The 16,943-nt window shown below is 74.0% G+C and carries 15 protein-coding genes; 4 read left to right on the top strand and 11 right to left on the bottom strand.

The features are described from left to right. Nucleotides 1–11: 11 nt before the first annotated feature. On the bottom strand, nucleotides 12–1,496 hold the full coding sequence (mptB, locus tag GA0070604_RS15225; RefSeq protein WP_208602067.1) for a polyprenol phosphomannose-dependent alpha 1,6 mannosyltransferase MptB: 1,485 nt from the start codon (nucleotides 1,494–1,496) through the stop codon (nucleotides 12–14). A gap of 337 nt (nucleotides 1,497–1,833) precedes the next feature. Between mptB and GA0070604_RS15220 the strand changes: the two genes are divergently transcribed. Then, on the top strand, nucleotides 1,834–2,169 hold the full coding sequence (locus GA0070604_RS15220; RefSeq protein WP_091118542.1) for an ArsR/SmtB family transcription factor: 336 nt from the start codon (nucleotides 1,834–1,836) through the stop codon (nucleotides 2,167–2,169). Next, nucleotides 2,166–2,648: an SRPBCC domain-containing protein gene (locus GA0070604_RS15215; protein ID WP_091118541.1), complete on the top strand. Its 483-nt coding sequence runs from the start codon at nucleotides 2,166–2,168 to the stop codon at nucleotides 2,646–2,648. The genes GA0070604_RS15220 and GA0070604_RS15215 overlap by 4 nt, the downstream gene beginning before the upstream one ends. A 103-nt stretch (nucleotides 2,649–2,751) precedes the next feature. Here the strand turns inward: GA0070604_RS15215 and GA0070604_RS15210 are convergent, their stop codons facing one another. The 6 genes from GA0070604_RS15210 to GA0070604_RS15185 all read right to left on the bottom strand — a co-directional run bounded on the left by GA0070604_RS15210 (nucleotide 2,752) and on the right by GA0070604_RS15185 (nucleotide 12,027). Next, entirely contained in the window at nucleotides 2,752–3,507 is a 756-nt protein-coding gene (locus GA0070604_RS15210; protein WP_091127145.1) for an ABC transporter permease, read from the bottom strand. Between the two features lie 98 nt (nucleotides 3,508–3,605). Then, the gene (locus GA0070604_RS15205; protein ID WP_091118540.1) at nucleotides 3,606–4,577 is read right to left on the bottom strand and encodes an ATP-binding cassette domain-containing protein; all 972 of its coding nucleotides are present in this window, start codon (nucleotides 4,575–4,577) and stop codon (nucleotides 3,606–3,608) included. Between the two features lie 68 nt (nucleotides 4,578–4,645). Further along, nucleotides 4,646–7,813, bottom strand: a complete 3,168-nt coding sequence (locus GA0070604_RS15200) for an AfsR/SARP family transcriptional regulator (RefSeq protein WP_091118539.1) — start codon at nucleotides 7,811–7,813, stop codon at nucleotides 4,646–4,648. A 106-nt stretch (nucleotides 7,814–7,919) separates the two neighbouring features. After that, complete coding sequence (locus tag GA0070604_RS15195) at nucleotides 7,920–9,017, bottom strand: hypothetical protein (protein WP_208602066.1); 1,098 nt, start codon at nucleotides 9,015–9,017, stop codon at nucleotides 7,920–7,922. A 317-nt stretch (nucleotides 9,018–9,334) separates the two neighbouring features. Next, complete coding sequence (locus GA0070604_RS15190; RefSeq protein WP_091118538.1) at nucleotides 9,335–10,915, bottom strand: DHA2 family efflux MFS transporter permease subunit; 1,581 nt, start codon at nucleotides 10,913–10,915, stop codon at nucleotides 9,335–9,337. A gap of 128 nt (nucleotides 10,916–11,043) precedes the next feature. Further along, entirely contained in the window at nucleotides 11,044–12,027 is a 984-nt protein-coding gene (locus GA0070604_RS15185) for an AraC family transcriptional regulator (protein WP_091118537.1), read from the bottom strand. A 112-nt stretch (nucleotides 12,028–12,139) separates the two neighbouring features. Between GA0070604_RS15185 and GA0070604_RS15180 the strand changes: the two genes are divergently transcribed. Next, the gene (locus GA0070604_RS15180; RefSeq protein ID WP_091118536.1) at nucleotides 12,140–12,640 is read left to right on the top strand and encodes an anthrone oxygenase family protein; all 501 of its coding nucleotides are present in this window, start codon (nucleotides 12,140–12,142) and stop codon (nucleotides 12,638–12,640) included. A gap of 216 nt (nucleotides 12,641–12,856) precedes the next feature. On the opposite strand, the gene GA0070604_RS15175 is transcribed toward GA0070604_RS15180, so the two are convergent. From GA0070604_RS15175 to GA0070604_RS15160, 4 genes are all read right to left on the bottom strand, one after another. After that, the gene (locus GA0070604_RS15175; protein ID WP_377593037.1) at nucleotides 12,857–13,531 is read right to left on the bottom strand and encodes a DUF305 domain-containing protein; all 675 of its coding nucleotides are present in this window, start codon (nucleotides 13,529–13,531) and stop codon (nucleotides 12,857–12,859) included. Continuing rightward, nucleotides 13,516–14,250, bottom strand: a complete 735-nt coding sequence (locus GA0070604_RS15170; RefSeq protein WP_091118535.1) for a lytic polysaccharide monooxygenase — start codon at nucleotides 14,248–14,250, stop codon at nucleotides 13,516–13,518. The genes GA0070604_RS15175 and GA0070604_RS15170 overlap by 16 nt, the downstream gene beginning before the upstream one ends. Before the next feature lie 104 nt (nucleotides 14,251–14,354). Then, nucleotides 14,355–15,041: an SDR family NAD(P)-dependent oxidoreductase gene (locus GA0070604_RS15165; protein ID WP_091118534.1), complete on the bottom strand. Its 687-nt coding sequence runs from the start codon at nucleotides 15,039–15,041 to the stop codon at nucleotides 14,355–14,357. A gap of 140 nt (nucleotides 15,042–15,181) precedes the next feature. Next, nucleotides 15,182–15,763, bottom strand: a complete 582-nt coding sequence (locus tag GA0070604_RS15160) for a type 1 glutamine amidotransferase domain-containing protein (RefSeq protein ID WP_091118533.1) — start codon at nucleotides 15,761–15,763, stop codon at nucleotides 15,182–15,184. A 192-nt stretch (nucleotides 15,764–15,955) separates the two neighbouring features. Between GA0070604_RS15160 and GA0070604_RS15155 the strand changes: the two genes are divergently transcribed. Then, entirely contained in the window at nucleotides 15,956–16,939 is a 984-nt protein-coding gene (locus tag GA0070604_RS15155; RefSeq protein WP_244161912.1) for an SRPBCC family protein, read from the top strand. The last annotated feature ends 4 nt before the right edge of the window (nucleotides 16,940–16,943 follow it).

The raw sequence follows: 16,943 nt of genomic DNA, 5'->3' as shown, positions 1-16,943 counted from the left end.
CGGGCCTCGGCTCAGACGGTGGGTCGGACGTGCACCGCGCCCGGCCCGCCGGGCCGGAACGGCTCGTCCGTCGGCCGGGTCCACCTCCGCTGCCGGGACCGGCGCCGGGCCACCATCGTGGCGACCAGCACCGCCGAGACCCCCAGCACCGCGCCGAGCGCCGCGGACAGACCGGGCTGGACGCCACCGGGCAGCACCACCAGGACGAGGACGACCGTGCCGACGGCCACCGCCCGGCGCGTCCCGGCGCCCCGGGCGGCCGCGGCGAGGGGTACGAGCGCCCAGAGCAGATACCACGGGTGCACCACCGGTCCGGTGAGCACCAGCGCCGCCAGCCCCAGCCCGAGCGCGGCCACCGGCCCGATCCGGGCGACGCGTCGCCACAGGACCAGGTTGACCCCGGCGGCGAGGACGAGTCCGGCCAGCCAGAAGGCCCGGATGGTGTGCTCGACCGCGAGGCCGTTCAGCCGGTGCAGCAGACTTCCGGCCGCCCAACCGAGGTCCGTGGTGATCGACATCCAGGTGTGCGCGTGGGTGGGCGTGTCCAGGGCGCGTACCCAGCCGATGCCGCTTCTCGTCGCGGCGGTGACGGCCAGCCCGGTGACGGCGGCGACGAGGACGGTGCGCCGGGCCGCTCTGAGCAGCCGCCCGCGCCGGCCGGCGAGGTGCCGCGCCCAGACCGGGACGACGAAGGCGAGCGCGACCACGGCCGGAGCCTTGACCAGGGCCGCGAGCGTGATCAGGATGATGCCGAGCACGGGCCGCCGCCGCAGCGCCAGGAGCAACCCGACGCACATGAGGCCCAACATCACCGCCTCGTTGTGGGCGTCGGCGACCAGGTGCAGCAGCACGAGGGGGTTGAGCACGCCCAGCCACATCGCGGCCGTCGGTGGCACCCCGCACAGGCCGGCCAACCGGGGCACCGACCAGGCCAGCAGGCCCACGCCCAGCAGCGCCAGCACCCGCATCCCGATGATGCCGGCCCAGACGCCGCCGCCGGTCAGGGCGGTCACGGTGGCGGCGAGTCGGAGGAAGACCGGACCGTACGGCGCCGGGGTGTGCTGCCAGATCTCGGGCACGTTGACGGTGAGCGGGCCGCCCAGGGCGGACGGCCCGACCCGGTAGGCGTCCAGGCCGGCCATCGTCATCGCGCCCTGCGCGAGATAGCTGTGCACGTCGCCGCTGAAGATCGGGGTGATGACGGCGAATGGCGCCGCCCACCACGCCGCTGTCGTCGCCAGTTCCCGACCGGAGGGGCCGGCGTCGGCGCGTACCGACACACCGACCCGCCACCAGGCCAGCAGGAGCATCGCCAGGCCGGCGTAGAGCACGGACACCGACAGCGCCGGCAACGCGCGCAGCTCGTGCAGGAGTGGCAGGTCGATCGCGACCTCGCCGAGCGGCGTCACGCCGGCCAGCAGGCCGCCGCCCGCGACGACGGTCGAGCCGACCGTGCCGAGCACCCGGTCCCGGTGGATCGGCGCGCGGGTGGGCACTGCGGTACGACCCGATACGGCAGCATCACACAGAACCATCAGCAACCATTCATCCGTCGGCTCGTCTCGCCAGAGGTCGTCGTTCGCGGCCGTCCCGACCGTGCGGTCGGGCGGCCCTCGGGATGCTGCGGCCCCGACGTGACCGGCAGCGTTCAGCGGTCGGTGTCGGGTGACGCGGGCCCGCGCGCGGGCGTGCCGCCGGGTTCCCCGCGTACGGCCGGCCTAACCTGGCCCCGCCGCCGGCCCGGGGACTGCCACCGCCACGGGACACCGCCGGCGGGCCGCGGACAGGCGAGCGCCTTGACATGTGACCTTTTGGTCACCTATCTTGGCTGGTGTGAACGACGACGACCTGGTGTTCAAGGCGCTCGCCGATCCGACCCGTCGCGCCCTGCTCGACCGCCTCTTCGTTCGGGACGGCCAGACGTTGACGGAGCTGGAATCCGGGCTGGCGATGACCCGGTTCGGCGTGATGAAGCACCTGCGCCTGCTGGAGGACGCCGGGCTCGTGGTGACCCGAAAGCAGGGCCGGGAGAAGCTGCACTTCCTCAACCCGGTGCCGATCCGGTCGATCCACGACCGCTGGATCGACAAGTACACCGAACGCCACGCCGTGGCGCTGCTCGACCTCAAGTCAGAACTCGAACGCGACGAGACGAAGGAGAAGCCGTGACCACCACGACGACCACCGGGACCACCAGGGTCTACCGGGTGTACATCAAGGCGACGCCGCAGGCGATCTGGGACGCGATCACCAAGCCCGAATGGACCCAGCGGTACGGCTACCAGGGCCTGGCCGAGTACGACCTCCGCCCGGGCGGCGGCTACCTCGCCCGCGCGACTCCCGAACAACACCAGGACGGCATGCCGGAGATCCTGGTCGAGGGCGAGGTGATCGAGGTCGAGCCGCCGGTCCGGCTGGTGCAGACCTGGCGGGCGACCTGGCTGGACGAGCCCGCCACCCGCCTGACGTACGAGATCCAGGAGCGGGGCGACGGCATCAGCTCCCTCACCGTGACCCACGAGCTGGCCGGCGCGCCGCAGACCCTGACCCAGGTGGACGGCCAGCTCGAGAGTGCCGGCGGGGGCTGGCCCGAGGTCCTCAGCGACCTCAAGACGCTGCTGGAGACCGGCCGGCCGTTGCACGCCTGAGCCGGTCGGCTCGGCGGAGACGACGCGGATCACCGGCAGCAGCCCTGGCTCCCGTCTCGACAGCCACCCGGCCGGGCCCCGAGGGCCCGGCCGGGTGGGTGCCTCAGCGGCTCAGCCGCTGGTAGCGGCGTACCGCCAGGGGCGCGACGACCACGATGAGCAGCACCGGCCAGCCGACGGCCAACAGCAGCGCGTGCTGCGCCGCCCACGACTCGCCGCCGACTCCCGGGTTGCCGAACAACTCGCGCGCTGCCGCCACGGTGGCGGAGAGCGGATTCCACGCGGAGATCGCGCCGAGCCAGTCCGGCATCAGGTCCGGTGCGACGAAGACGTTGGACAGCGCGGTGAGCGGGAAGGCGAGCGGGAACACGATCACGCCGACCGCGTCGGGCTTCGGGGCGGCCAGCCCCAGGAGGATCCCGATCCAGGTCAACGCCATCCGCAGCAGCAGGATCAGCGCCACCGCCGCCAGCGCGTCAGCCACGCCGTGGCGCCACCGCCAGCCGACGAGCAGGCCGCAGACGACCAGGGTGGCCATCTCCAGCAGCGCACGGATGACATCGGCGCCGGCCCGGCCGGTCAGCAGGGCGGACCGGGCCATCGGCATCGACCGGAACCGGTCGACCACGCCGCGGCTGGCGTCGAAGGCGACGCTCGACGCGGTGGCGCCGAGGCCGTAGAGCATCGTCATCACGAAGACCCCGGGCAGCAGGAACTCGCGGTAGCTGCCCTCCCCGGGCACCGCCATGCCGCTGCCGAACACGTAGCCGAAGACGAGCACGAACATGATCGGCAGGCTGAAGTAGAGGATGATCTCCTCGGGCGACCGGACCACGTGCCACATGTTGCGGCCCGTCATCGCCCAGCCGTCGCGCACCGCCCAGCCGAGCCGGGTGAGCGGACCGCCGGACGCCGGTGGTGCCGGATCGGCGGACGCCGGGCGCTGCACTGCAGTGGTCACGCGGCCACCTCCGTCCGGCGGGCGGGCTCACGCCGGGTGAGCCACAGGAACGCCTCGTCGAGGGTCGGCCGTCGCAGGGTGACATCCTCGACCGCCACGGCGGCGTCCCGCAGCGCCCGCATGACGTCGGCGAGGACCGCGACCCGGTCGACAACGGGGGCGCTGAGCTGCCGGATCTCCGCGTCGATCGTCACCGGCCCGCCCGTGATCCGTTCGACGACGCCGGCCGCCGTCGGCAGCTGCGCGGCGCTCCGGAGCACCAGTTCGATCCGGTCCGCACCGATGCGGGCCTTCAGCTCGGCCGGAGTGCCCTCGGCGACCACCCGGCCGGCGTCCACCACGGAGATCCGGTCGGCGAGCTGGTCTGCCTCGTCCAGGTACTGCGTGGTGAGCAGGACGGTGGTGCCGTCGGCGACGAGTGACCGCACGGCCGCCCAGAGGCCGTTGCGGCTACGCGGGTCCAGCCCGGTGGTCGGCTCGTCGAGGAACAACACCCTCGGCGTCATCATCAGGCTGGCGGCGAGGTCGAGCCGGCGGCGCATCCCGCCGGAGTACCCGCCGACGGACCGGTCCGCCGCGTCGGTCAGCCGGAACTGCTCCAGCAGCTCGTCCGCCCGCCGCCGGGCCGCCCGCCCCGGCAGGTGGCGGAGCCGACCGAACAGAACCAGGTTCTGCCGGCCAGTGAGGAGTTCGTCGACGGCCGCGTACTGCCCGGTCAGGCCGATCGCGTGGCGGACCTGCTCGGGCTGGCGCGCCACGTCGTACCCGGCGACCCGGGCCTGGCCCGCATCGAAGCGCAGCAGGGTGGCCAGGATGCGCACGGCCGTGGTCTTGCCGGCACCGTTCGGCCCCAGCAACCCAAAGATCGTGCCGGCCGGTACGGACAGGTCGAACCCGTCGAGGGCGGGGTTGCGGCCGTACCGCTTTCGCAGTCCCTCGGCCACGACGGCTGGTGTCTCGTTGGTCATGCCGGCAGCGTCGCCGGGGGCGCTGACCGGCCGCGCACCGGCCGCTGACGGCGCGGGTCGTGCCGCCGTCAGCCGGCGTCCAGCAACGCCGTCGCCTCGGGGCGGCCCATCGCGGCGCCCCGGGCGAAGGCAAGCTCGTAGGCGGTGTCGCCGAGCCGGCTCCGGGCCACGGCCGCCACCGGCGTGGCGTGCGCGGCGGCGACGGCGCCGGGCAGCAGGGTCGTCAGTGCGCCGAGCAGCACCACGGCCCGCTCGTCGGCGCCGCGCCGCAGCACCGGCCCGGCCAGGCCCTCAAGGGCGGCGGTGAGCAGCGGTGGGTCCCAGGCCCCGACGGTCACGCCGAGCACCTGCCGGTAGCGCAGGCGGGCGGTCGCCGGGTCGCCCGCCGCCTCGGCCGTACGCCCGAGCGTGACCAGCGCCCCCAGCCGCACCACCTCGGCGCCGAACCAGCCGGCGGGGCACTCGGACAGCGCCCGCTCGCAGAGCCGCCGGGCCCCGGTCAGGTCACCGCGCCGCAGGGCGATCTCGCCGAGCCCGAGGTGGGCCGCGGCGAGCAGCTCCGCGGCCCCGGCCGGTTGGGCCAACCGCGCCGCCCGCTCGTAGTCGGCCTCCGCCCCGGCCAGGTCGTCGCCGCCGAGCCGCCCGTCGGCCCGGGCACGCAGCAGCTCGGCCATGTCGAGCGTGGAGCCGAGTTCGTCCGCCAACCGCAGTGCCTCGTCCAGCGGAGCCGTTCCTGCCGCGGCATCACCCGCCCGCTGGGCCACCTCGGCCAGCGAGCTGAGCACGAGGATGGTCCCCCACCGCTCGCCGATGGCGCGGAACCCGTCGAGGGCGACCGTGAGCGCCGCCCGGGCCCGGTCGAACCGGCCCTCGAACTGCCACATCATTCCGATGCCGAGGGAGCCGAGTGCGCGGATCCACGGGTCGGCGCCGAACAGCACGTCCCAGTCTTCCGACGCGCGCAGCTGAGCCTGCCGCTCGGGTGGCGGCGGGCCGGCGGCCATGCCGGAGAGGTAGAACAGGAACGGGTACTCGGGCGGCCGGCCCAGCTCCCAGAGGATCGCCGTGGCCGGTTCGACCTCGCGGCTGGTGGCACCGCCCAGCGACGCGACCAGCAGGCAGAGCGCGTGCTCCTCGGCCAGCCCGGGCGGCGGTTCGTCGAGCCGGTCGACGAGCTGACCGGCGATCATCGCGGCGTCAGTTCGCAGGCCCCGCAGCCACCAGTAGAACGACAGCGCGGCGACCATCCGCAGAGCGGTGCCGATGTCGTCGACGGCCACCGACTGGCGCAGCGCCGCGTGCAGGTCGTCCCGATCCGCGTCCAGCCGCCGCAACCAGTCCAGCTGCCGCGGGCCGCGCAACCGCGCGTCACCCGTACGGGCCAGGTCGAGGAAGTACGCCGCGTGCGCGCGGCGGAACCGCTCGGCCTCCCCCGCCTCGGCGAGCTGTTCGGCCGCGAACGCGCGTACCGTCTCCAGCATCCGGAACCGCCCGCCGGCGGCCTCCACCAGGGATTTGTCCACGAGGCCGGACAGCACGTCGACGAGGTCGCCGTCGAGCGGCGCGCAGACCCGCTCGACGGCCGCCAGGTCGGCGCTGCCGGCGAACACGCTGAGCCGGCGGGCCAGCCGCCGCTCGGTCTCGTCCAGCAGGTCCCAGCTCCACCGCACCACCGCACGCAGCGTCTGGTGTCGCGGCTCGGCGATCCGGCTGCCCCGGCTCAACAGCCGGAACCGGTCGTCGAGGCGGGCGGCGACCTCCACGACCGGCAGCGCCCGCAGCCGCGCCGCGGCCAGTTCGATGGCCAGCGGCAGGCCATCGAGCGTACGGCAGATCCGCAGGACCGGCCCGACGGTGTCGGGGTCGACGGTGAAACCCGGGACCACGTCGGCGGCGCGATCCGCGAAGAGCCGTACGGCCGGATAGTCGCGGGCGCGTTCGGGCGCGGCGGTGGCGGACGGCACCGGCAGGCCGGTCACCGGGCACAGCGCCTCGCCGGGCACGCCGAGCGGTTCCCGGCTGGTGGCCAGCACGCGCAGCAGCGGGGCGGCGCCGAGCAGTCGGGCCGCGAGCCGGGCCACGTCGGCCACCAGGTGTTCGCAGTTGTCCAACACGAGCAGCAGGCGCCGGCCGGTGAGCGCGGCGACGAGGCGCTCGGCGGCGTCCCCGGGTACACCCCGGTCGCGCAGCGTGGTGTCCCGCAGGTCGAGCGCGGCCAGCACCGCCGCGGCCACGTCCGCGCCCGGGGCCACCGCCGCCAGCTCGACCAGGCGGACCTCGCCGCCGTGCCGGGTCGCGGCCTCGATCGCCAGTCGGGTCTTGCCGGCACCGCCCGGGCCGTGCAGGGTGACCAGCCGGGCCGCGCCGAGCAGTTGGCCGACCCGGGCCAGCTCCGGCTCCCGGCCGACGAAGCTGGTGAGTTGGCTCGGCAGCGCGTGCCCCGCCCCCGCCGCCGCCGTCGGGGCCGCGACCTCGGCCCGCAGCAGCGCCGTGTGCAGCGCGACCAGCTCGGCGGACGGGTCGGCGCCGAGTTCGTCGGCGAGGACGCGGCGCAGGTCCGCGAAGGCGACCAGCGCCTCGGCGCGCCGGCCGCCGAGGTGCAGCGCCCGCATCAGCTGGCCGCGCAGCCGTTCCCGCAGCGGGTACGCGCCGACCAACTCCCGCAGCTCCGTCACCAGCGGCTCGACGGCGGGCGGCCCGGGACCCGCCCCGGCCAACCCGAGTTCCGCCTCGATCCGGTCCTCGATCGCCGCCAGCCGGCGTTCCCGCAGCCGCGCCGTCCAGGCGGGAGCGAACGGCGCCTCGGTCACATCCGCCAGCGCCTCGCCCCGCCACAACCCGAGCGCCTCGCCCAGCAACTCGACGGCACCGCGCCGGTCACCGGCGGCCAGCGCGGCCTGCCCGGCCCCGGCCAGGCTGGTGAAGCGGTGCACGTCGACGTCCTCCGGGTCGACCGCGAGCCGGTAACCCGCCGGGTGGAACTCCACCGGGGCCACCGGCCCGCCCGCGCCGGCCAGCACCTGGCGCAGCCGCGACACCTGCGACTGCAACGCGTTCGCCGCCCGCTCGGGCGGCTTGTCGCCGTACAGGCCCTCGATCAGGCGGTCGGCTGGGACCACCCGACCCGCGTCGAGCAGCAGCCGCACCAGCAGGGCACGCAGCCGCGGCCCGCCGATGCCGAACGGGTGACCATCGGCCTGGTACACCTCCGTCTCGCCGAGGATGCCGAACCGCATGGCGTCGATTGTGGCGCACCTCGTCCGGACGCCCGCCGCCGGCGCGGGTCCGCGTCGCCAAACTGCCGACGCGCCGGTGCACGGGCAGGTCGGGCCGGATCACCGCTCAGCGGCCCGGCGGCTGCGGCCGGCGGTCGGTCGGCCGGCGGGGCGCCAGGGGTGTGCTGGGGAAGTCCCGGTCGCCGCTCCACAGCGCCGGCACCGCGTCGGTGCTGTGCGCCAGCGCGTGGGCGATGTTCTCGTAGTTGACCCGCCAGCCACGAAAATGCGGCCACGACTCCTCGGCCGAGCGTTCCAGGGCGAAGCCGGCACGCCGCACGTGCGCCACCGCCTCGGCGTACTCCTCGAACGTGAGCCGGAGCGGACCGTCCGGCCGGGGATCAGGATCGAACGGGATACCCACGACCCGGGCGATGTCGCGCAGCGCGGTGAAGCCCGAGCGCAACATCAGCCGCGCGGCGGGTACGGTCGCCGCCGTCGGGGCCAGCGAGATGTGCATCGCGGCGGCGTCCATCACCGCGATCAGGGCGACGACCCAGCTCCGGTACGGGCGAGGCGAGCGGAACGCGAGCAGCACCGGGTAGTTGGTGTGCGTCTCGCCGACGTCCGCGGCCAGCCGCTCCCAGTCCTCGTACAGCCCCTGAAGCTCGTCGACGGTGCCGACAAGGGCCTGCCGGGCCAGCAGTTCCGGCCCCCAGGCGGGCTGGGAGACCCGGGACTCCAGCAGGGTCACCTCCAGTTCACGGCGGTTGTAGGCGCCGTAGAGCGTCGGCAGGTACGCGATCTGCAGCGCGATGACCACCGGCCCGCTCGCGGCGGCCACGAAGTCCAGCGCGTTGAGCTGGCTGCGGGCGTTGGACGCGAAGCCGAGGGTGAACAGGCTGGAGCCGGCCTCGCGGAAGGAGTCCGCCCAGGGCAGTCCGGAGAGCGCGTGCATGAGCAGCCCGTACCCGGCCAGCAGCCCGATCAGCCAGGACCACAGCATCGCGAGCAGCACGATCGGCGCCAACCAGGCGAGGAACCGGTCGCGTGCCTCGTAGCCGTGCAGGGGCGCCGCGGCCCGGCGCAGCAACCAGCGGGCCAGCCGCCAGAGCACCCGTACCAGCGCCGAACCCAGGCCACGCGGCACCACCAGGTTGCGCAGGACGCTGCTCAGGGTGATCACCAGGACGGCCACGCCGGCCAGGCCCGAGATCCACCGCATCAGGCGATCCCGGGCAGCGGCCGCCGGAACCCATGCCGCCGGCGCGCGGCTGTCGTCACGACCGCCTCCGTGACATTGACTCCCCCTCGGACCTGGCCGACTGTCGGGGCGGTGGGGCTCCGTCACCTTAGCGCCGGGAGGTGTGGGCGCGGGCGCGGATGGCGAGCCAGGTGCCCGGCCGGTGCGGCGCTGCGACCGAGGTGAGGGCGGGTACGGACGCGGCTCGGGGCCGGTGATCAGACGATCACCGGCCCCGAGCCGATTGTCCGGATCGAACGGCGGGCCGCCGGGGCAGTGCCCGGCGGTCCGACCGTGACTCAGTGGATGCCGACGGGGGTCGGTGGCTGCTCCGGCTGCGGGCCGTCGAGCTGCGGCTGGCGCCGGCGGGGCAGGAACGCCGCCGGGATGAAGGTGGCCAGCACGAGCAGGAACGCCACCCAGAACACCGAGGCGAAGGAGCTGGCCGCGAAGTCGAGGCCACGCTCGATGAGCCCCGGAGGCAGCGGATACTGCTGGAGGAGTTCCGGTTGCTGCTGCGTGGCGATCGCCAGCCCCGCCTCGCTGACCGGCTTGCCGCTCGTCGGATCGGTCATGCCGGGAATCAGCCGGGAGCCGTTCAGCTCGCTGGTGAGGAGCACCGACATCACCGCGGCGCCGACCGATCCGCCGATCTGCTGGAGGATGTTGACCAGCGTGGAGCCGCGGGCCACCTCCTGGGCGTGCAGGGTCTTCAGCGCCGACGTCATGATCGGCATCATCGTGGCGCCCATGCCCAGGCCCATCACGAACAGCGAGCCGCCGAGCAGCCAGTACGAGGTGTCCGCGTCGAGCTGGGTGAAGGTGAAGAAGCCGGCGGCGATGAACAGCAGCGCGAACGGCACCGTACGGCCGACCGGGACCCGGTCGGCGAGCATCCCGGCGATCGGCATGGTGAGCATCGCGCCGATGCCCTGCGGGGCCATCAGCAGGCCCGCGGTCAGCGTCGACTCGCCCCGGACCTGCAGGAAGTAGCTCGGGAACAGCAGGCCGGCGCCCATGAACGCGACGATGAACACGACCAGGGTGAGCGTCGCGATGGTCAGGTTGCGGTTGGCGAACAGCCGCAGGTCGAGCAGCGGGTGCCGGGGGCGGAACGAGTAGAGGACGAAGGCCACCAGGAGCACGGCGCCGACCAGCATGGGCAGCCACACCTTGGTCTCGGCGATCGTGCCGGCCTCGGGCAGCGACGAGACGCCGTAGAGGAACAGGGCCAGTCCCGGCGAGAGCATCAGCATGCCGAGGAAGTCGAACGACTCCGACGGCTCGGGGTTGTCCTTCGGCAGCGCCAGCTGCGCGTAGACGAGCGCGATGGCACCGATCGGCAGGTTGATCAGGAAGATCCAGTGCCAGCTCGCCGTGTCGATCAGCCAGCCGCCGAGGATCGGGCCGCCGATCGGCCCGAGCAGCATCGGGATGCCGAGGACGGCCATCAGCCGGCCGATCCGGTGCGGGCCGGCCGCCCGAGTCATGATCGTCATGCCCAGCGGCATGAGCATGCCGCCGCCGAGTCCCTGCAGGACGCGGTAGGCGATCAGCTCGCCGATCGAGTCGGCGGTGGCGCACAGCCCGGAGCCGATGGTGAACAGCGCCAGGGCGGTCATGTAGAGGCGCTTGGTGCCGAACCGGTCCGCAGCCCACCCGCTGAGCGGGATAACCGTGGCCAGCGCGAGTGTGTAGCCGGTCATCGTCCATGCGACGCGCGCGTAGGACGCGTCGAAGTCCTGCATGAACGTCGGTATCGCGACGCTGACGACTGTCACGTCGAGGATCGACATGATCGCGCCGAGCACGACGACTCCCGCCACCTTGAGCACCGCGGCGTCGAGTTTGTTCGAAGTCGCGACAGGTTGCTGGGTCACAAAGAATCTCCTGAATCCGGTTGGTTGCGGGGCGGCGGCACCACGCGGGTCCGCGTGGGATGTCGCGTGCGGCAGGGGGCGACTCCGCAGGGCAGCCTACCGACCGCCACCGACACCCTGCCCGCCGATTACCGCCGGTCGCCCACACCACGCGGTGTGATCTCCGTCGCGGCCGGCGTCCCGGCGGCGACGCGGTGTGCGCGCGGGCTGACCCCGCGGACCCGCTTGAAGGCGGCGCTGAGCGCGAACGGGCTGCCGTAGCCGACCCGGCGGGCCACGGCCGTGACGGTGAGCTCGGTGTCGTGCAGCAGCTCGGCGGCGAGCGCCAGGCGCCAGCCGGTCACGAACGCCATCGGCGGCTCACCCACCAGCGCGGTGAAGCGGCGGGCGAAGGCCGCCCGGGAGGTGCCGGTCGCGGCCGCCAACTCCGCCACCGTCCACGGGTACGCGGGATCGTGCTGGACGAGCCGGACCGCCCGGCCCACCACCGGATCCGGGTACGCGCGGTACCAGCCGGGCGCCCGCGCGCCCGGACGGGCGAACCAGGTTCGCAGCACGGCGATGACGAGCAGGTCGAGCAGCCGGTCCAGCACCGCCTCCTGCCCGGGCTCGTCCCGGTCCAGTTCCCCGGCGAGCAGCGCGACGACCGGCAGGTCGCCGTCGTCGGCGCGGAGCACCACCAGCGGCGGCAGGGCCGCGAGCAGGCCGGCGCCGACCGCCCCGCTGCTCGCGTACGTGCCGGTGAGCAGGGCGGCCGCGGCGTCCGGCCGGGTGCCCCAGGTACGCAGGCCGAGCGCCATCACCGTGCTGAGGTCCCGCCCATCCAGCGTGGTGCAGCGCTGGTCGGGATGGATCACCACCTGCGGTGGGGTGTCCGGAGCGTCGGCCACGGTGTAGGGGTCGGGCCCACGCAGCACGGCCACGTCCCCGGGGCCCAGCGGCACCGGCCCGCCGGAGTCGGGCACCACCCACGCGCCGCCCCGGACCACGGTGGTGACGCTGAGCGGGGCGGCGTCGCAGACCCGGATCGACCACGGCGGGTCCAGCACGGTCCGCAGCAGGAAGGCGTCCCGGGCCCGCAGCCCCCGGAGTATGTCGGCGAGCACGTCCACCCGGTGAGGGTAGACGCTCGCGTATGGTTCCGGCAGTTTCGGCCATGGATCGTCCCGGCTGCCGAGGGTTCGATGGAGCCATGATCGAACTGGATGTCCGGGGCGGTGCCCGATGAACGGGTTGCGGGCCATCGCCCTTCTGCTGGCGGCGCTGACCACCGGCCTCATGGCGGGGCTGTTCGCCGGCTTCGCGTACGCGGTGATGCCGGGCCTGTCCCGGCTGGACGACCGGGCGTTCGTCGCGACCATGCGGTCCATCAACGCGGCCATCCTGAACGGATGGTTCGCGCTCTGCTTCGGCGGCGCGCTGGTCTGCACGCTCGCGGCCGTGCTGCTGCACCTGCCCGCCGGCCGACGCGCGCCGCTGCCCTGGCTGCTGGCCGCCCTGCTGCTCTACGGGCTGGTGCTGGTGGTGACGCTCGCGGTGAACGTGCCGCTCAACGATCGGCTCGCGGCGGGACTGGACGCCACCCCGCCGGCGGATCCGGCGGCCCTGCGGGCGGTGTTCGAGGAAGCCTGGGTGCGCTGGAACCTGGTCCGGGCCGTGCTGAACACCGCCGCCTTCGGCTGCCTGGGCTGGGCGCTGCTGGTCGCCCGGTCCGGGGGCGGCTGATCGGGACGGTGCCGTCGGCGTCCGACCGGGCCCGTTCGTTGGGGCGGGCCCGGTCACCGGCCCGGCGTGCCGGCGGCCCGAGTGTCGCGGGCACCCTGACCACGTAGGGGCGACGCGGGTTGCGGCACATCGCGACCTCCCGGCGCTCGGTTACTCCCCCTCCCGCACCAGGACGTTGTCTTCCGGTGGGTGGGCGGCCACCGCCCCGCCGTCCGGTCACGGCCCGGACGGCGGGGCGGTGGCGAGCTTCGCCATCAGCGCCACCTCCGCGGTCCGTGACTGTTCGATGCGCCGGGCCAGTTCCCGTACCCGGGCGCTGGTGCCGGCACTCAGTTGCGCGGCGGCGAGCCTCGCCGCCGTTCGTTGGTGCGCGCCGAGCACGTCGAGCAGCACCCGGTCCACCTCGCCGGCCGGGGCCGCGCGCAGCCGGGCCAGCCCGGCGACGGCGTCGCTGTGCCCGGAGTGGTCGTGTCGGGCGGCGGCGGCCACGGCCGAGGGGCCGGCGTCGCGCAGCCAGCCCCGCATGGTGGACAGTTCGTCCGCCTCGGTGACCTCGATGGCGGCGATCAGCGTCCGGATCTCCGGGTCGGCGGTGCGGTCGAGCCCGAGCCGGACGATCTGCCGGGTCTGCTCGGTGTGCGCCACCATCATCGACAGGAACAGCACGTCGATCCCGCTGGTCGGGGCGTCGTCGGCCGCCCCGGTCGGGGCCGCCGGTGGCGCGGAGGACTCCGGCGGGCCGGCGCAACCGGTGGCGGCCAGCACGGCCACCAGCAGGGCGGCGGCCAGCCGGTGACGGGTGCGGCCACCCCGGACGCCCGGCCGGGGGACGGTCCCGGGTGCGGCGCACGCCGGGCGTGGCCGCACCCGTACGGTCAGACCTGTTGCCACAGCGCCGGCACGTTCGGCGGTTCCCAACCGGGGAGCGCGGTGTGCGCCTGGCGGCAGCGGTAGGTCAGGCCGTTGTAGGTGACCTGGTCGCCCACCTGGTAGGCCTGTCCGGCGGTCCAGGTGCCGCCCGGTGCTGGTGAGCTGGTCGGGCGCACGGTCGGGCTCGGTGCCGGGGTGGTCGGGGTCGGGCTGGGCGTCGGGTTGCCTCCGCTCCCGATCTGCAGGTCGACGCAGGAGTAGAAGGCGTTCGCGGTGTCGGCGATGTTCCACACCGCGAGGAGCTTCTGCCGGCCGGAGAAGCCACCGAGGTTGACGGTGTGCGACACGGTGGCGTCGGGCTGGCGGCCGCCGCCGTCGACGACGGCGACCCGGGTGTTGCCGATCCAGTACTCCCAGTTGCTGGTGGCGTGGCGGGCGGTGTTGATCCAGGTGAAGGTGACGGTGCTGCCGACCGAGGTGGCGGGCCAGTTGCGACTGTCGTCGTTGAGGACGGCGAACTGGGCGAGCCCGGCGTGGCAGCTGCGCAGACCCTTCGGGCCCTCGACGCTCTGCGGCTCGTACTTGATCTGCCCGCAGTCCGGGACCTTGTTCTGCGCGCAGAGCGCCTGGCGGCTGGGTGGCGAGGAGACGTAACCGTGGGCCTGGGCGGGGGTGGCGACGGCCAGGGTGGCGGCGACGACACCGGTGCTGAGCAGCGGGATGGTGATTCTTCGACGCATGGGCAACTCCCTTGGGACGACTCGTGGAGCTGCCATGAAGATAAATTAAACCTTGTTAACAGTAAAGACTCTTGTCTATAAATCTCGCCGGGTGCCGACCTCCGTCACCACCGCCCGTCCGCCCGCTCATCGGGGACGTACAGGTCGTCGGGGGCGAGCTGGAGCAGCCGCACGAGCTCGACCGCGACCTGCTCGGGCCCGGCGTACGTCTCGTCGAGGAACTCGTCGCCCACCCGCTCCTGTCGGCGCGTCGGCATCGGACCCGGGTGCAGCCGCATGACCTTGATCCGGTTGCTGTGCTGGGCCTCCGCCAGCGACTCCACCAGGCTGCTGCCGTAGCTCTCGGTGGCCCGGTGGACCGGGATGCCCGGGCGGGCCGTCGTCACCGCCGTCGCGCCGGCGTACACCACGTTGCCGAAGCCCTGCCGGCGCAGGTGGTGCAGCGCCTCCTTGAGCACGTAGGTGGTGCCGAGCGCGTTGATCTCCACGGCCCGTCGGATGCGCTGTGGGGAGAGGTCCGCCAGGTCACCGCCGGCCCACATCGACGCGCAGGCGGCGACGCCGTCGATCGCGCCGTACCGGTCGACCACCTCGGCGAACGCCGCCCGCACCTGGTCGTAGGAGGCGACGTCGCAGACGATCCCGGCGCACTCCAGGTCGTCGGCCACCGCGGCGACCTCGTCGGGCACGTCGCCGAGCACGGCCACCCGATGTTCCTCGACGAGCAGGCGGGCGACCGCCAGGCCGAGGCCCCTGGTGCCGCCGACCACCATGAAAGTTCTCGCGCCCATGACTCTCCCGACGTCGTGGCGCACGAGCGGCACCCGATACGGGTGACGCGCACGCCTTCCCGCCGCGCGGCGGTCGCACGACGGGCGTGCGAGCAGCGGACGCCGGATCGGCCCGGTCCCGATCCGGCGTCGCCGCCGGGTCAGGCGTGCCCGGCCTGGCGCGCGTGTCCGCCCTCGGCGAACTCCTCGACCATCCTGTCGCAGAACGCCGGCAGGTCGCCCGGGTTACGGCTGGTGACCAGACCGCCGTCGACCTGGACCTGCTGGTCCACCCAGTTCCCGCCGGCGTTGACGATGTCGGTGCGCAGACTCGGGTACGAGGTGACTGTCCGCCCCTTGACGAGACCGGTCTCGACCAGGGACCACGGCCCGTGGCAGATCGCCGCCACCGGCTTGGCCTGCTGGAAGAACGCCCTGACGAAGTTCATCGCCGCCGAGTTCATCCGAAGCCGGTCAGGGTTGACCGTCCCACCGGGCAGCACCAGGGCGTCATAGTCGGCGGGATGCGCCTGGTCCACCGTACGGTCCACCCGGTAGCGGTTGGCCGGGTTGATGTCGTGGTCCATCGACTGGATCTCGCCGGGCCTGATGGAGATCAGCTGCGCCTCGGCACCCGCCTGCTCCGCGGCGGCCCGGGATCGCGTGTACTCGACGTCTTCCACCCCGTCGGTGGCGAGGAAGGCGATTCGTTTGCCGCGCAGTGGCTGCTCGGCGTTGGCCATGACCCAGACTCCCTTCGCGGCGCCGCCCGTCGGCAGCGCGCTCGTACCGTCCTCGTTCCCCGGGCCGGCGCGGCCAAACCGGCAGGTGTGAGGCCACGATTTGCGGGAATGGCACGCCGGCCGGTCGGACCGGATCGGATGCGGGGCCGAGCTGAACCGCCACCAACGACTCGGAACACGGGGTGAGAACGTATGACTGCCAGGACGACCATGGGTGTCCGCTCGGCGACCGACGCCCTGGGGATCGAGCGGGCGACCGAGGACCGCGGTTCGGTAGGCATGTCCCGGATCCTCGGCTGGTTCAGCCTCGGCCTCGGCGTGACCACCCTCGCCGCCGGGCCCCAGGTCGGCCGGCTGGCCGGCATCGACGACTCGCGGGCCGCCCGGGCGGTGCTGCGCACCGCCGGCGTGCGGGAGCTGGGCCACGCCGCGACGCTGCTGGTTCCCCGTCGGCCGGGCCTCGGCGCGTGGACCCGGGTGGCCGGTGACGTCATGGACCTCGCCGCCGCCGGCCACGCGTTGCGCCAGCGCCGCGGTGAGCGCCGGCGCCGCCTGACGTACGTCATGGCCGCCCTCGCCGGAATCACCGCGGTCGACCTGTACGTCTCGGCGCGCGCGACGCGGGGCCGGCGGGGCATGACGGGCTCCGGCCGGGCACACGCCTCGGTGACGGTCAACCGCACCCCGCAGGAGGCGTACCGGTTCTGGCGCGACTTCGAGAACTTGCCGCGGTTCATGTACCACGTGCAGTCGGTGCGGACGACGGACGGCCGCCGGTCGCAGTGGACCGCGAAGGCCCCCGCCGGCCGGAGCGTGCGGTGGGAGGCCGAGGTCGTCGAGGAGCGGCCGAACCGGTTGATCCGGTGGCGTTCGGTCGACGGCGCGCGGGTGCCGAACGCCGGGACCGTGCGCTTCACGCCGACCGACGGCGGCAAGGGCACCGAGATACGGGTGGAGCTGGAGTACGCCCCGCCCGGGCGCGTGCTGGGCGCGCTGGTTGCCAGGGCGTTCGGGGAGAACCCGCGGCAACAGATCGTCGACGACCTGCGGCGGTTCAAACAGGTCATCGAGACCGGCGAGATCGCCCGCTCGGACGGTACGCCCGACGGCACGAGCATCCGGAACCAGGTCGAGCAGCGTCCGGCCCGGCCGCTGGCCGCGCACCGCGGCGCGTGAGGGG

Source organism: Micromonospora eburnea (assembly GCF_900090225.1).
GTDB lineage: Bacteria > Actinomycetota > Actinomycetes > Mycobacteriales > Micromonosporaceae > Micromonospora > Micromonospora eburnea.
Note: the sequence above shows the minus strand (reverse complement) of the source record. Positions and strands in the feature narration are given on the sequence as shown.